Origin of the sequence: Alterinioella nitratireducens (genome assembly GCF_013155465.1) — a bacterium.
GTDB lineage: Bacteria > Pseudomonadota > Alphaproteobacteria > Rhodobacterales > Rhodobacteraceae > Alterinioella > Alterinioella nitratireducens.
On sequence record NZ_JABJVX010000001.1, the window covers coordinates 478,582 to 493,493 of the forward strand.

At 63.6% G+C, this 14,912-nt stretch carries 17 protein-coding genes; 10 read left to right on the top strand and 7 right to left on the bottom strand.

Annotated features, from left to right (window positions below):
* Positions 1-12: 12 nt before the first annotated feature.
* From HNS34_RS02395 to ectA, 4 genes are all read right to left on the bottom strand, one after another.
* Positions 13-1,440: an aspartate kinase gene (locus HNS34_RS02395; RefSeq protein WP_172317589.1), complete on the bottom strand. Its 1,428-nt coding sequence runs from the start codon at positions 1,438-1,440 to the stop codon at positions 13-15.
* A 1-nt stretch (position 1,441) separates the two neighbouring features.
* A complete protein-coding gene (locus HNS34_RS02400) occupies positions 1,442-1,837 on the bottom strand; it encodes an ectoine synthase (protein WP_172317590.1) in 396 nt (131 codons plus the stop codon).
* A gap of 5 nt (positions 1,838-1,842) precedes the next feature.
* Positions 1,843-3,135: a diaminobutyrate--2-oxoglutarate transaminase gene (gene ectB, locus HNS34_RS02405; RefSeq protein WP_172317591.1), complete on the bottom strand. Its 1,293-nt coding sequence runs from the start codon at positions 3,133-3,135 to the stop codon at positions 1,843-1,845.
* 64 nt (positions 3,136-3,199) lie between these two features.
* Positions 3,200-3,733 (bottom strand): diaminobutyrate acetyltransferase, encoded by a 534-nt coding sequence (gene ectA / locus HNS34_RS02410; protein WP_235952584.1) that lies wholly within the window; start codon positions 3,731-3,733, stop codon positions 3,200-3,202.
* 233 nt (positions 3,734-3,966) lie between these two features.
* Here ectA and HNS34_RS02415 point away from each other — a divergent pair, with 233 nt between their 5' ends.
* The 8 genes from HNS34_RS02415 to HNS34_RS20530 all read left to right on the top strand — a co-directional run bounded on the left by HNS34_RS02415 (position 3,967) and on the right by HNS34_RS20530 (position 11,634).
* Complete coding sequence (locus tag HNS34_RS02415) at positions 3,967-4,467, top strand: MarR family winged helix-turn-helix transcriptional regulator (protein ID WP_172317593.1); 501 nt, start codon at positions 3,967-3,969, stop codon at positions 4,465-4,467.
* A gap of 60 nt (positions 4,468-4,527) precedes the next feature.
* A complete protein-coding gene (locus HNS34_RS02420; RefSeq protein ID WP_172317594.1) occupies positions 4,528-5,250 on the top strand; it encodes a leucine-rich repeat domain-containing protein in 723 nt (240 codons plus the stop codon).
* A gap of 124 nt (positions 5,251-5,374) precedes the next feature.
* Positions 5,375-6,709, top strand: a complete 1,335-nt coding sequence (gene tig / locus HNS34_RS02425; protein ID WP_172317595.1) for a trigger factor — start codon at positions 5,375-5,377, stop codon at positions 6,707-6,709.
* A gap of 185 nt (positions 6,710-6,894) precedes the next feature.
* Complete coding sequence (locus HNS34_RS02430) at positions 6,895-7,215, top strand: type II toxin-antitoxin system MqsR family toxin (protein ID WP_172317596.1); 321 nt, start codon at positions 6,895-6,897, stop codon at positions 7,213-7,215.
* Complete coding sequence (locus HNS34_RS02435) at positions 7,212-7,685, top strand: type II toxin-antitoxin system MqsA family antitoxin (protein WP_172317597.1); 474 nt, start codon at positions 7,212-7,214, stop codon at positions 7,683-7,685. The genes HNS34_RS02430 and HNS34_RS02435 overlap by 4 nt, the downstream gene beginning before the upstream one ends.
* Before the next feature lie 731 nt (positions 7,686-8,416).
* On the top strand, positions 8,417-9,826 hold the full coding sequence (locus tag HNS34_RS20635; RefSeq protein ID WP_235952585.1) for a cupredoxin domain-containing protein: 1,410 nt from the start codon (positions 8,417-8,419) through the stop codon (positions 9,824-9,826).
* A 338-nt stretch (positions 9,827-10,164) separates the two neighbouring features.
* Positions 10,165-10,632 carry a hypothetical protein gene (locus HNS34_RS02450; RefSeq protein WP_172317598.1) on the top strand — a complete coding sequence of 156 codons (468 nt, stop codon included), beginning with the start codon at positions 10,165-10,167 and terminating at the stop codon, positions 10,630-10,632.
* 291 nt (positions 10,633-10,923) lie between these two features.
* A complete protein-coding gene (locus HNS34_RS20530) occupies positions 10,924-11,634 on the top strand; it encodes a hypothetical protein (protein ID WP_214647394.1) in 711 nt (236 codons plus the stop codon).
* 132 nt (positions 11,635-11,766) lie between these two features.
* On the opposite strand, the gene rplI is transcribed toward HNS34_RS20530, so the two are convergent.
* From rplI to rpsF, 3 genes are read right to left on the bottom strand one after another with little or no spacing between them, the layout of a single operon-like run.
* Positions 11,767-12,414 (bottom strand): 50S ribosomal protein L9, encoded by a 648-nt coding sequence (gene rplI, locus HNS34_RS02460; protein ID WP_172317599.1) that lies wholly within the window; start codon positions 12,412-12,414, stop codon positions 11,767-11,769.
* Between the two features lie 12 nt (positions 12,415-12,426).
* Complete coding sequence (rpsR, locus tag HNS34_RS02465) at positions 12,427-12,654, bottom strand: 30S ribosomal protein S18 (RefSeq protein WP_172317600.1); 228 nt, start codon at positions 12,652-12,654, stop codon at positions 12,427-12,429.
* Positions 12,655-12,675: 21 nt separating this feature from the next.
* The gene (gene rpsF / locus HNS34_RS02470) at positions 12,676-13,029 is read right to left on the bottom strand and encodes a 30S ribosomal protein S6 (RefSeq protein ID WP_172317601.1); all 354 of its coding nucleotides are present in this window, start codon (positions 13,027-13,029) and stop codon (positions 12,676-12,678) included.
* A gap of 268 nt (positions 13,030-13,297) precedes the next feature.
* Between rpsF and HNS34_RS02475 the strand changes: the two genes are divergently transcribed.
* Both HNS34_RS02475 and HNS34_RS02480 read left to right on the top strand, forming a co-directional pair.
* Positions 13,298-14,275: a hypothetical protein gene (locus HNS34_RS02475; RefSeq protein ID WP_172317602.1), complete on the top strand. Its 978-nt coding sequence runs from the start codon at positions 13,298-13,300 to the stop codon at positions 14,273-14,275.
* Between the two features lie 218 nt (positions 14,276-14,493).
* Entirely contained in the window at positions 14,494-14,883 is a 390-nt protein-coding gene (locus tag HNS34_RS02480; RefSeq protein ID WP_172317603.1) for a hypothetical protein, read from the top strand.
* The last annotated feature ends 29 nt before the right edge of the window (positions 14,884-14,912 follow it).

Consider the following 14,912-nt stretch of genomic DNA (forward strand, 5'->3'; position numbering starts at 1 on the left):
CCGAGGCAGAGATTACGCAGCGCGCGAGAGCTGCGGCGCGGTTGCCTCTTCGATCAGCGTCGAATGCAGCGTCTTGATCACCGGTTCCAGCGCGTCGCGCTCGATCAGGAACTGCACGTCCACGTTGCGCGGGCCCTGGCTGGCCCCGATCGCCTCGAAGCCTGCATCCGCGATCGCCCGCAACCCCCGCGACAGGATCGACAGCCCGCGCAGGTCGCGCCCGATGACTGACACGACGGCCTGCCGCCGGGTGGCGATCTCGGCGGCCGGGAAGAGCTTGGAGATGTCCCGCTCCACCCGTCGCATCGTCTTGAGCGAGGCATCGAGGTAATGGGTGATCGTGTTGGCGTTCGAGACCTTCGACACGATGCGCACATTGTGGCGCTTGAGGATCTCCAGGATGCCGACATCATAGCCCTTCACGCCGACCATGTCCTGTTCGAACACTTCCAGCGTGACGATCTCCAGCCCGGTGACGATCTCGGCGGCAGAGCCGTCGGCGGCCTGGTCGTCGATCAGCGTGCCGGGATCGCCCGGTTCGAACGCGTTGGTGACGCGCAGGGGCACACCGGCCTGACGCAGCGCCTTGGCGGCATTGGGGTGGATCGCCTCCATCCCCATATTCGACAGCTGATCGGCCACGTCGTAATTGGTCCGGCCCAGTTTGCGCACGGCATCGACACCGACCAGCTTGGGATCGGCCGAGGAGAGGTGAAACTCCTTGTGGATGATCGCCTCGCGCGCGCCGGTCAGCGCGGCAAGGTGGCTGAAGGTGATCTCGGAATAGCCGCGGTCAAACTCGCGCATCAGGCCCTCGACGCATTGCGCATAGCCGGTCACGATGGGCATTTCCGTCGCGGGGTCGATCCCCTTGAAGGCGTCGGTGATGCGCGCCTCCAGGCTCACGTCGCCCTCGTCGCGCCAGCCGGTCAGGTCGACCAGCCGCGCCTCGACGCCGTGGCGTTGCAGCATCAAGGTGGTGACAAAGGCGGAATGTGCCTCGCCCAGGCCCGAAAGCAACTCGCGGATATGGCCCATATGCTCGGGCAGTCGGAAATGCCCGTAGGAGCACAGCCGTTGCAGGTCGATCAGGCAGTTGCGCGCGCCCAGGATGCGGTCCTCGACGAACATGTCGGCCTGCTGGATGTCGCCGCCATGGCTCAGGATCTCGCGATGCGCGGATTTCATCGCCTCCGCGACACCGTCCAGCGCGTCCTGCCATTCATGGTTGCTATCGGCATTGGCAAAGAGCGCGTAGACCCCCAATTCGCCTGATTTCTTGTGTTCCAGCAGCAGGTTGGTGATCCCTGCGAAGGCCGAGACCACGAAGATGCGGTTGTAGATGTCGGACGGCTCACGATCCCCGATAAACAGGGTCTCGCGCAGCTCCGACAGGCGCGACATCGAGGTGCCGCCGATCTTCTCGACCGTATGGCTCATCTCAGGCCTCCTCGGGCACGGCATAGGAGCCGTCTTCGCGATGCACCTCGGTGCCGGTCACGGGCGGGTTGAAGCAGCAGGCCATCACCAGCTCCTCCTCGGCGCGCAGCGTGTGGCGGTCGTGCTTGTCCAGCGCATACATCACGCCCGGCACGATCTCATGCGTCTCGCCGGTGGCCAGATCGGTGATCGAGCCCTTTCCCTTCATGCAATAGACGCTCTCGAAGTGGTTCTTGTATTCGAACGTGTGTTCCGAGCCTTCGTTGAGGAAGGTGATGTGGAAGGAAAAGCCCATCTTGTCGTCGGCCAGCAGCATCCGGATGCTGGTCCAGTCGGCATCCGACACCACGCGGTCGCGTTCGTTTTCGATGATCTTGTTGAAATCCCTGACAATCATGTTGCTTACTCCGCTGCGATGGTGGTCCGCGCCGCCAGCACCTTGTCGGCGGCGTCGAGAAGGATGTTGAAGCCCTTGGCGAAGGTCTCTTTCGGGGTGGTCAGCGGGGCCAGCACCTTGACGACCTGGCCGTCGCTGCCCGAGGTCTCGATGATCAGGCCCTGTTCATAGGCACGCGCGCAGATATCCCCGGCCAGCTCGCCCGAGCCGACATCGACGCCGCGCATCAGCCCACGGCCCTTGAGGCGCGCGCCAGGCACCATGTTGGCCAGGTCCGACAGCGCGTCCTCGATCAATTGCGCCTTCTCGCTCAGCTCTTTCTGGAACCGGTCATCGGCCCAGAATTTCTCGATCGCGACGCGGGCGGTGACGAAGGCGTGGGTGTTGCCCCGGAAGGTGCCGTTATGCTCGGCGGGGCCGAACACGTCATGGTCCGGGCGCACCAGCACCATCGCCATCGGCAGGCCGAAGCCCGAGACGGATTTCGCCATGGTCACGATATCGGGGGTCACGCCCATCTCCTCGAACGAGAAGAAGGTGCCGCAGCGACCGCAACCGGCCTGGATGTCGTCGATGATCAGCAGCGCGCCGTGTTTCTTCGCAATCCCGGCGATGCGTTTGACCCAAGGCGCGCTGGCGGCGTTCAGACCGCCTTCGCCCTGCACGGTTTCCAGCAGGATCGCGGCGGGCGCGTCGATGCCGCCTGAGGCATCGCCGAGCATGGTCTCAAGCTGTGCGGCCGTGTCGGTGCCGTCGCCGAAGAAGCCGTCGAAGGGCATCCGCGTGACGCCCTCCAGCGGCATCGCGGCCCCGCCCCGGTGATAGCCGTTGCCGGTCGCGGCCAGCGCGCCCATGGTCACGCCGTGAAAGCCGTTGGTGAAGGCGATGATATTGGTGCGGCCCGTCACCTTGCGCGCGATCTTCATCGCGGCCTCGACGGCATTGGCGCCGGTCGGGCCGGTGAACATCACCCGGTGATCCATGCCGCGCGGGGCCAGGATGTGCTGCTCGAACGCCTCCAGGAAGGCGGATTTGGCATCGGTGTGCAGGTCCAGCCCGTGGGCGATCCCGTCATTTGAGATATGCTCGATCAGGGCGGCCTTCATGTCGGGGTCGTTATGGCCGTAATTCAGCGAGGAGCAGCCGGCGAGGAAGTCGATCCAGGTGCGGCCTGTCTCATCCGTCACTTCGGATCCTTTCGCGGTGGCGAAGCTCGCGGGCATCCCCCGGCAATAGGAGCGGGCGGCGCTTTCGCGGCGGTCATAGATCGAAACGTCGGTCATCATGTCCTTGGGCATTGTCATGTCCTTTCAAGGATTAAGTCAGAATTGGGAGGGTGAAGTGCGCGCAGGAGGGCCTGGATCAGGCCGCGCGCTTGAGGTCGCCTTCACGCGGCAGCGTGATCGACACCATGTGTTCGGTGTCGTGGCGGCCCTCGAAATGAATGTCGCGCTTGAAATGGGGCGTATCGCTGAGCTCGCCGCCGATGGCGCGCGCAAAGCCCCGAAACAGTCCCCAGGAGGCGGCGTTGTCCTTGGTGATCGTGGTCTTGAGATGGGTCGCCCCGTCGCAAACATCCCGCCGGGTCAGGTCGAGCAGCATGGTCTTGCCCAGACCCAGGCCACGGGCCTTGGGGCTGACGGCGACCTGCCAGACAAAGAGTTCGTCCTGATCGGGGATCATGTGGCCGGAAATCCAGCCGACGATCTCGCCATCCAGTTCGGCGACCACGCAGGTGTCCGCGAAATGGTCGGCCTGGACCAGATTGCAGTACATCGAGTTCTCATCCAGCGGCTTGCAGTCGCGCACAAGCTCCCAGATCGCGGCCCCGTCCTCCGATTCAGGTTTGCGCAGGAGGGGCTTGCGGGGTCGGCTGATGTCACTGGTCTCTGGCATGTGTCTTTGCATCCTTATTGCTTCGGAAGGCTAAGTAATGCGATGTGAGCCATAGATCAACCTTAAAGGCCGGATAACAACATATTTGCTCATTTTTGCTTGTAATGTGGTTTTTCGGGCAAATGTTGATCGTTCCGGATATTTTCTTGCAGCGCCCCGGTGCTTCGTAAGGCGAAGGGGTGCGATGCGATCAAGGATTGCGGGGTCAAGGGGCCTGTGCCAAGGTTTTTTTCATGACCAGGGATGCCAACACCCGCATGGACGAAACCCTTGTCGCGCTCAGGCGGATCCTGCGCGCGACCGAGCTTTATGCGCGCGACCTGGCCAATGCGGTCGGTCTGACCCCGGCGCAATTGCGGGTGCTTCAGATCGTCGATGCGCGTGACAGCGCCACGCCCAAGGCGCTGGCCACGCAGATGGGCGTCAGCCAGGCCACGGTCTCGGCGCTGGTCGACAAGCTGGTGGCACAGGGGTTGGTGGAGCGGGTGCCCTCGGAACAGGACCGGCGGCAGGTCAACGTGACGGTCACGCGCGACGGGCATGACCGCCTGGGCGCGGCGCCCGACGCGTTGCAGCAGCGCTATGCGCGGAAATTCCTCGACCTCGCGGATTGGGAACAGGCGCAGCTTGTCGCCTCGCTGGAGCGTGTGGCCGACATGCTGGACGCGCGCGGCTTCGATGCGGCCCCGGTGCTGATGACGGGCGAGTTGCGGACCGAGCGCAAGGCCGATTGAACGCAAGCCGCCTGCCGCGCGACCAACCTGAAAGCCATATCTCTTCAGGACATCCCGCACATGACCCATCGCCTTGCCACCTTTCCCGCGCTCGGGCTTGCCGCCGCGCTGCTCATGGCCTGCCAGGCCACCGGCAACACCGCCACACGCGCCAGTCAGCAGCTTGGGGCCGACCGGCTCGCGGCGTGCGAGGCCGGGGCCTGCGACCGGCTCAACCTCGACGGGGCCAGCCTGCGCGACTATTCGGTGCTTGCGGAGATGGATCACATCACCGCCCTGATGATCAGCTACACGGATTTCTCGGATCTCGGGCAGATCGCCCCGATGCGGCAGTTGCGCGAATTGCATATCGGCAGCAGCGCGGTCACTGATCTTTCCGGCCTTGCCGCATTCCCCGACCTGACGGTGCTGCACGCGCAATGGCTGCCCGCGCGCGACCATGGCGCCATCGGCGGGCTGACCGGCCTGCGCGAGCTGGCCGTGGGCGGCGGCAACCTGACCGATCTCGGATTTATCGCCGATCTGCCGCGGCTGGAGCGTCTGAACCTGACCCTGCCGGGAGAGGGCCTGACGCTGGAGGCGCTGCGCGGCCATCCGGCCCTGCGCACGGTGCATCTGGACAATACCGGCCTGACCGATCTGAGCGTGTTCGAGACCCTGCCGCGCCTGCGCGAGCTGTCCTTGACCGAGTTCGACACCCCCGCCTTGCAGGCGCAGATCGCCCGCCTGCGCGCGCGCGGGATCACGGTCACGCTGGACGAGCCGGTGATGGTTGTCTGCTAGGCGCGGCCCGCCTATCGGCCAAATCCCCCGAATGACCCTTGCACGCCTGGGCGCACACGCATAGAAGACCGCGAAATTGACGTTCGCGGGGCAGGGGCCCCGCCCATGAGCTATAGGGATTGCAATGCAGGTTTCCGAGACAACCAACGACGGCCTCAAGCGCGGCTACGAGATCACCATCACCGGCGACGAGCTGGCCGCCAAGGTCGATGAGAAACTGGCCGAGGCGCAGCCCGAAATCGAGATGAAGGGCTTTCGCAAGGGCAAGGTGCCGATGGCGCTGCTCAAGAAACAGTTCGGCCCGCGCCTCATCGGCGAGGCGATGCAGGAAAGCGTCGATGGCGCGATGCAGAGCCACCTTGAGGAAACCGGCGACCGCCCGGCGATGCAGCCCGAGGTCAAGATGGTCAACGAGGATTGGAAAGAGGGCGACGATGTCGTCGTCTCGATGACCTATGAAAAGCTGCCCGAGATCCCCGAGGTCGATTTCAAGGCGATCTCGCTGGAGAAGATGGTCGTGACCCCGGCCGAGGCCGACGTGCAGGAAGCGCTGGACGGTCTGGCCGAGTCGGCACAGAATTTCGAGGCCAAGGACGGCGCGGCGGAAGAGGGCGACCAGGTCGTGATCGACTTCCTCGGCAAGGTCGATGGGGAGGCGTTCGAAGGCGGGGCCGCCGAGGATTACCCCCTCACGCTCGGCTCGAACAGCTTCATCCCCGGCTTCGAGGAGCAGTTGATCGGCACCAAGGCGGGTGACGAGAAGAACGTCGAGGTCTCCTTCCCCGAGGAATACGGCGCCGAGCATTTGGCCGGCAAAGCCGCCGTCTTCGAGTGCAAGATCAAGGACGTGAAGGCCCCCGCCAAGGCGGAGCTGAACGACGATCTGGCCAAGCAGTTCGGCGCCGAAAGCCTGGACGCCCTGCGCGGCCAGATCGAGGAACGCCTGAAATCCGAATATGCCGGGACCGCCCGCGCCGTGATGAAGCGCAACCTGCTGGACAAGCTGGACGAGGCCGTCAGCTTCGACCTGCCGCCGAGCCTGGTCGAGGCCGAAGCAGGCCAGATCGCGCATCAGCTGTGGCACGAGGAAAACCCCGATGTCGAGGGCCATGACCACCCCGAGGTCGAGCCCACCGACGAGCACAGGAAACTGGCCGAACGCCGCGTGCGCCTTGGTCTTCTGCTGGCCGAGCTTGGCCAGAAGAACGACGTGCAGGTGAGCGACGCCGAGATGACCCAGGCGATCATGAACCAGGCGCGGCAATATCCGGGCCAGGAGCGCCAGTTCTTCGAGTTCATCCAGCAAAACCAGGCCGCACAGCAGCAGTTGCGCGCGCCGCTCTTCGAGGACAAGGTCGTCGATTACGTCTTCGAGATGGCCGAGATCACCGACAAGGAGGTCTCGAAGGAAGACCTGCAAAAGGCGATCGAGGCGCTGGACGACGACGAAACGGCCTGATCTGCGAGGTCAGCGACGGAAGAACAGGGGCCGCGCCGTTGGGTGCGGCCCCCATTTGTTTCTTGAAGACGCTCCGGCGTCCAGGGCTCGCTTTTCCGAAGAGTTCAGTCTTTTCTGACAGCGACCGTCGCAATACTGTGCGACGTGGGGGGAAGTGACTTGAAAAGTGACCTTGAAGGTGTATATTGACTGTCAAACGCAAGCGGCATCATGATCTCGACGCCATCCAGTCGAAATTCAGGAATGTGGACAGCCTCGAAATTACGCGAACCGCGGTGAAGACGGCAAACGCGCTCGGCTACGGGCTTGAGGACATCGTGGAGGCGGTCGGAGATTTGGAAGAAGGGGATTTCGTGAGTTCACGGCCCGCGCATAGCCCCCCGATTCCCGGCGTCTGGCACGATACATACAACATGTGGTGGGATGAGCGTCATCTCTACATCAAGTTCGCGGGCGAGACGATTATCGATATCACACTGGTGTCGTTCAAGGAGAAGGGCGAATGACTGAAACCCGTATTCATCCGGTCACCGGCAAGCGTCTCACGCGTCAGGTCCGGACACAGGTTGTCGCCTTCGGCTCACTGAGTGCAAGCGCGGATGTGCCTGGGTGGTATCCGGAGGATGACAGCGACTCGATTCACTCGGGGTCGGACCTTTCGGAGCGTGACGAAGTGTTTGCGAAGCTTCGCAAAGCATATGGCGAACACGTCCGGGAAATCCGCAAGTCATTGCGGTTGACGCAGGTCGAAGCGGGCAATCTGGTCGGTGGCGGGCCCCGTGCCTTTCAGAAATACGAAAAGGGTGTCATGCCCCCGAGCGATGCGGCGGTCGGGCTTCTGGAGATTCTCTGGAACGACCCTGCCAAGATCGAGCTCCTGAAGGGGCTCAGAAAGAGCCGGTCGGAAGTGCCAGAGGGGGGACAGGGATCGCTGCCGATGCGCAAGGCGAGCCGCCGAGGCGATGCGACAGCATAGGGGGGGCGCGATGTCGCGGTCTCCAATCCGAACCGCATCCGCTCTGAGGCCGCGCCGTTGGGTGCGGCCCTTTTTCATGCCGTTTTGCAGCTGAACGCTCAAAATTTTTGTCCGCCCCCAGACGATTTTTCTAGGCCCATACGGGGTAAGGTGGTTATCCTTGCGGCACGAAACCGGAACCGTCAGATATTTGAGCCAGAATTTTTGAACCTTTTGCGCCAGTTACGACACCTATAGCCAGGTGGGGCGTCACGCCCCTCGACGATATGGACCGGACCCCGGGTGAACGGGGCCCCCGCGTCCCGGGTGTCGGACCAAATGAACAAGAGGGCCGCGAGCGGTCCCGCGACTGGACCGCAAGAACAGGGAAGGATTGGACATGCGAACCGCTTGCCCCTGCGCCGTGCCCTTTCACCGAAAGCCGGTGAAATCCCGCGCCTGCGCCTCATTCCGACCCCATTGTCATGACAGCCAACACTCCGCGCGCCATGGGGGGCTTCGAATGCTGCCCCGGTGGCTTCACGCTTGAAACATTCTTTCGCTGACGCAATGATGCGGGAAAGGAATTGAAATCGGAAACGGCAGGGCGGTTCGTCAACGGATCGGTCTGCTCCACGGCCCCGGGAGAGTGAGGCGGGGCCGCGTCGGTCGAGAAACGGATCATGTGAGGCCGGCATCCTGGGACAACATCACCACATGATCTCAACCAAATCTCTTGGAGGAAATAACCCGTGAGATATTTAGCCATAGCCCTTTTTGGCCTTTTCGCAACCACCGGCGCGGCGCTTGCCTGCCCGGATTACAGCCAGACCGGTGCGACCTATAATTACACCGGCGATCAGCTTTACAGCCCGCAATCCTTCAGCGTTGTGGCCGGTGGCCAGAACCAGCTGCGCAACTGCAACATGAACTATCCGGGCTATGCCACCTCGGCCCCGGATTTCTCGTTCTACCTGAGCGGGATGGACCCGTATTACCTGGTCGCGGATGTCGTCAGCTCCTGCGATTCCCTGCTGCTGGTGAACACGGCCAACGCCACCTGGCTGTTCGACGATGACAGCAGCGAGGGGTTGCAGCCCCGGCTTGAAGTGCGCGGCGCGCAGAACCTCAATGGCCGCGTCGATGTCTGGGTCGGAACCTATAACGGCTCCTATTGCGATGCGACGCTGAACATGGAGACCTGGTATGCCCAGGCCCCGGCCCCGACGCCCACACCGGCGCCGACCCCGGCCCCGGTGCCGACGCCGACACCCGCCGCCGCGTGCCCGAGCTTTGCCGCGCCCGCGCCGCAATACTACTCGATCACCGGTCAGCAGCTCTACACACCGCAGAGCTACCAGGTGACCGCCGTGGGCGGTGCCTCGCTGCGCAGCTGCAACCTGCAATATCCCGGCTATGCCAGCCAGGTTCCGCAATATTCCTTCGAGATGAGCGGGATGGACCCCTATTACCTGGTCGCGGATGTGCAGGCCTCCTGCGATACGCTTCTCTTGGTGAACACGGCGAACGGCACCTGGCTGTTTGACGATGACAGCGCCGGCAGCCTGCAACCGCAGTTGGAGGTGCGCGGCGCGCAGAACCTCAATGGCCGGGTCGATATCTGGGTCGGCACCTATGGCAACACGTCCTGTCAGGGAACGCTGAACATGGAAAGCTTCTATGCGCAGGCCCCGACGCCCACGCCGACCCCCACGCCGACCCCGATGCCCACGCCCACGCCGACCCCGGCGGGCGGGTGCCCGTCCTGGCAGGTGCCGGGCCAGACCTACAACCTGACCGGGCAGCAGCTCTACAGCCCGCAGCGCTATCAGGTCACGGCCAGCGGGTCCGCCAACCTGCGTGACTGCCCGATGGAGGGCCGCGGCTATGTCAACCAGCAGCCGCAATATTCCTTCATCCTGTCGGGCATGGAGGAGTATGGCCGGCTCGAGATCGAGGTCGAGAGCCAGTGCGATCCGACCCTCCTGGTCAACACGCCGAACACGACCTGGCATTTCGACGATGATGGCGGCGGCAGCCTGCAGCCGGAGCTCAACATCACCTCGGGCCCGAACCTGAACGGCCGCCTGGATGTCTGGGTCGGGACCTATAACGGCAACTCCTGCCAGGCCACGCTGGAACTGGAGACCTGGTACAACTGATACCGGCGATCGCTGGAAACTTAGGAAGGGGCCGCTCCGACCGGGGCGGCCCTTTTTCCGTTTCGGGCGCGGGGCGGCAAAAAATTCTGGACGTGGCGTCAAGCCTCGATAATACTCTTTGCCAAGGCCGGTGACGTGAACGTCAGCGTCAGCTTCCGGTCGGTCGCTTGTCGATAGCGTGAGGGGGCGGAATGCCTTGGGATCATTGAAGAATCCTCCTTTGAACCCCGTTCCCCAATGCCACGACATACAAAAAGTAACGGGTCGATCACTTTTCGTGTAGACAGGACACTAATCGGGGGCTAATGTCCCCTTGCATGATAATAATGGAGTTTACAATGCGCACCCTAATTGCTTCCTTCTTCGTTCTTTTGTCCCTTTCAGCTGCGGCGGTGGCCTGTCCCCAGATCCAGCAAGGTCGGGCGTCCTATTCCGTGACCGGCCAGGATCTCTACACCCCCAACCGCTATTCCGTCACGGCCGGCGGCAACCAGAACCTGCGCAACTGCGGCTGGAACAACACCGGCTATGTCATTTCGCAGCCTGATTTCTCGTTCTATACATCCGGCATGAGCGGATATGGCCGCCTCGAGATCGAAGTGACCCAGGCCGCCTGCGACACGATCTTGCTGGTGAACTCGGCCAACGCGTCCTGGTTCTATGACGATGACAGCGCCGGCTACCCGAACCCGCGCATCAACCTCTATGGCACCGCCAACACCCAGGGCCGTATCGACGTCTGGGTCGGCACATATGGCACCTCGAACTGCTCGGCGACGCTTGAGATGGAAACCTGGTACAACTGAGACCGGATCCCATGATCGCAAGGAAGGCCGTCCCGCATCGGGGCGGCCTTTCTTCTTTCGGGGCAGGGGAGATGGATACGTGTTGCATATACACGAACATGAGTCTACCCTCTGCCTTGCGGCCCGATTCCCTGACCGGACTGCAAATGACCCGCAAGCCAGCCCGTCCCCCTGAAGGCCGGACCGGCCTTGCCAAACCCAACCGGGCCGATCTGTCCCCAATTGCTTTTCCCTACGTTCCGGCCCATCCTTAACCCCAATGTTTTTAAGCCCCTACCTGGAGTCACTGCAATGAAATCGATTCTCCTCTCCTCCGCCTTCGTCCTGGCGACAAGCGCCGCCGGCTTTGCCTGCCCAACCTGGGAGCAACCCGGTGAAACCTACAGCTTCACCGGCGCGCAGCTGGTCGGCGGGCAGCAAGCGCCCGTGGTCGCGGGCGGTCAATTCTCGGTCGCGGATTGCGGTCTGCCGGGCGTCGGTGCCGCCGCGGCCACGCCGGACTTTTCCCTGATCCTCAGCCAAATGGACGATTATGACCTGGAACTGTCGGTCGAGTCCGCCTGCGACGCGACATTGCTGGTCAACACGGTCACCACGACCTGGCTGTTCGATGATGACAGCAATGGCAATCTCGACCCGCGCCTGACCGTGTCGGGGGCCGAGAACCTGAATGGCCGCGTGGATATCTGGGTCGGCTCCTATGATGGCAGCTTTTGCGAGGCCAGCCTGACGGCGCAAGCGATCCCGGTCGGCGGGGCGGCCCCGGCACCGGGCGGCGGCTTTGCACCTGCGCCGGGTTCGGATACGGATACGCCTGCACCGGCGCCTGCACCGGCACCGGCCCCCGCACCTGCTCCGGCGCCTGCACCTGCTCCGGCGCCCGCGCCTGCTCCGGCGCCTGCACCAACTCCGGCGCCCGCACCTGCTCCGGCGCCCGAACCCGCGCCTGCACCGGCCCCTGCACCAGCTCCGGCTCCGGCCCCTGGCGGTGACAACAAGTAACGACCTGCCGACCACCATCGCGGCCCGCCCCTTGCACAAAGGGGCGGGCCGTTTCTCGTCAGCCCGTGACACGAAAAAACCGCGCCCCGAGAGGCGCGGTTTTCCTGTCCCTCATCACTGAGGTCGATCGGATCAGGCTTGTTCTTCGGTCTCGTCGCCCGAGCCGTCTTCCGATGTGTCCGTGTCGATATCCGCCGCTTCGGCCAAGTCCTCGTCATCCGAGGCAGCCGCGCCGATATCGTCGAACAGCTCCGCGATCTCGAAATCGGCCGCGGCCTCTTCCTCGGCCGCGAGATCCTGGATCGACTTGCCGGACGCCTGCAGCTCGGCCTCTTCCGGCGAGCGGGCGACGTTCAGCTCGATGTCGACCTCGACCTCGGGGTGGAGGACGACATGCACGACATGCACGCCCAGATACTTGATCGGGCGCGACAGCGCGACCTGCTTCTTGTCAAGCGTGAAGCCCTCGGCGGTGGCGGCATCGGCGGCGTCACGCGTGGTGACCGAGCCATAGAGCGCGCCCGCATCCGAGGCCGAGCGGATCACGACGAACTGCTGGCCCGCCAGCTTTTCGCCCATCTTCTCGGCTTCGGCCTTCGTCTCCAGGTTTTGCGCCTCAAGCTGCGCTTTCTGGTTCTCGAAGGTCTTCAGGTTGGTTTCATTGGCGCGCAGGGCTTTCTTCTGCGGCAGCAGGAAATTGCGGGCATAGCCCTCCTTGACGGAGACGACTTCGCCCATCTGGCCCAGTTTGGCCACGCGTTCCAGAAGGATAACGTCCATGGGTCAGGTTCCTTATTTTACGGCGTAGGGCAGCAGGGCCAGGAACCGCGCGCGTTTGATCGCACGGGCCAGGGCGCGCTGGTTCTTTGCCCCAACGGCGGTGATACGGGAGGGCACGATCTTGCCACGCTCGGAGATGTAGCGCTGCAGCAGGCGGGTGTCCTTGTAGTCGATCTTCGGCGCGTTCTCGCCCTCGAACGGGTCGGTCTTGCGGCGGCGGAAAAACGGTTTTGCGGCCATCTTGTCTGTTCCTTCCCTGGCTTAGCGGCGTTCGCGGCGGTCGCCACGTTCTTCGCGCTTCTGCATCTGGACCGAGGGGCCCTCGGCGTGGTCGTCGACCTTGATGGTCAGCACGCGCATGACGTCGTCATGCAGGCGCATCAGGCGCTCCATCTCCTGCACGGCGGTCGCGGGTGCGTCGGTGCGGATGAAGGCGTAATGGCCCTTGCGGTTCTTGTTGATCTTGTAGGCCATCGTCTTGACGCCCCAGTATTCGGTATCGACGACCTTGCCGCCATTATCCGAAAGGACGGTGCCGAAATGTTCGATCAGGCCTTCGGCTTGCGTGTTGGACAGATCCTGACGCGCAATCATCACATGCTCGTAGAGAGGCATGAGTTCTCCAGTCTTTTTTACAGGGCGCGTTTCAAAGGCCGGGGCTGATCCTCCGCCCCCCGACCACGAGAGACCGCGCCGGTGCATGGGCAACGGCGGAGGAAGTCCGCGTTATAGCCATCTGGGCGCGGGGATCAAGCAGGTTTTGCGGGCCAGCACGAATGCCCATGAAGGATCACGCGGCGGTCACGATTTCTGCGCAATTCGAGGCGAATTTTCATCAACCGAATCCAGATGATCCAGATTGGGACGAACAATCGTGTTGAACATGTCGCTTGCATCCTTCCTGTCCTGCGAAAGCGGGGCCGTCACCGCCGATTACGTGGTTTTCACCTCGGCGATCGCATTCTCTACCGTCGCGGCGATGGACGCGAATTTTGACGCGATGCAGCGTCAGTCGGACTATATCGTCGGCGAATTGAACGGCAGCCGCATCATCTCGAGCGACTTCGAGGGGTATCGGTCGATGGCGAATTGGCAGGCGACCGGCTTCGTCGAGCCCTCGGGGGAGTCGGACGGGGCCGATGCGGCCGGGGGGGCCGACACCGAGGAGGGCCCGCCGCCCGGCACCAGCAATTGCTGGCCGATCTGCGACGAACTGGCCGAGGCCGCCGGTGGCGGCAATGGCGGTTCCGGTGGTGGCGATGGCTACGGGATGGGCAACGGCAACGGGAATGGCAACGGGAACGGGAATGGCAATGGCGGCGGCCAGGGCAATAACGGCTTCGGCAATGGCGACCAGGACGCGCCGGGCAATTCCGGGCCCCACAACAATGCCGAGAATGCCGGGGGCAACCAGGACGGCACGTCGGGCGCAGGGTCGGGCGGAAACTCCGGCGGGCAGGGAAACGGGGCTGGTAGCGGGAGCGGATCAGAGACATCTCCCGGCAACGGCAACGGCAACGGCAACGGCAACGGCAACGGCAACGGCAACGGCAACGGCAACGGCAACGGCAACGGCAACGGGAATGGCAACGGGAATGGCAACGGCAACAGTGGCGGTGGCAGCCAGGGCAATAACGGCTTCGGCAATGGCGACCAGGACGCGCCGGGCAATTCCGAGTTTAACAACAACGCCGAGAACGCGGGCGGCAACCAGGACGGCACTGGCACGCAGGGCGGGAACGCCAGTGGCAACGGGAATGGGAACGGGAATGGGAACGGCAACGGAAACGGCAACGGGAACGGGAACGGGAACGGGAACGGGAATGGCAACGGGAACGGGAATGGCCGTGGCCCGAACTGATCGCCTCTCGACGCCCGCCCCGGCGATTCGCGCCCGCGCCTGACACAACCTGCGGCTGCTGGAATCGGGCCGATCCCGGTCCGCTCCATCCCGATCGGATGCAGGTAGTCGACAATTTGGCCAAAAAAGTTGACGTAACGTCACTTGTCGCGCCTTTGCGGTCCTGTGCCCGCATCCTGAAAGGTGTTACCCTCGATCCCGCAACAGGAGGTCGAGGGATGGTGGCAATAGCGCCGCTGGATTGGATGGGTTTGCGCGACCTGGCGTGGGGTCTGGCCCTGCCCGGAACGGTCGAGACCGACCGGCCGCAAGGCCCCTGCCTGACCGCGCATGGGCAACTCTGGACCTGGTGGGACCGGCAGACCGATGCCCCCGGCTTTCGTATCCTGCCCGTCGAACGCCCGTTCCTGATCGCCGCCGAACCCGAGGTGTTCTTTGTCACACCCGAGATCGAGACCCGCCACCAGATGTTCGCGCGGCCCGACCGGGTCAGCCTGGGATGGGTGCAGGGCCACCTGCTGCTGAGCTGGCGGGCGCTGGCGCCGCGCTCCTTCGTGGAGATGTTTCCGGGCGAAGGCCCCCCGGTGCCGAGCTATTCGCGATTCTAGGATGCGGGGCGATTTGCGAAACGCATTGC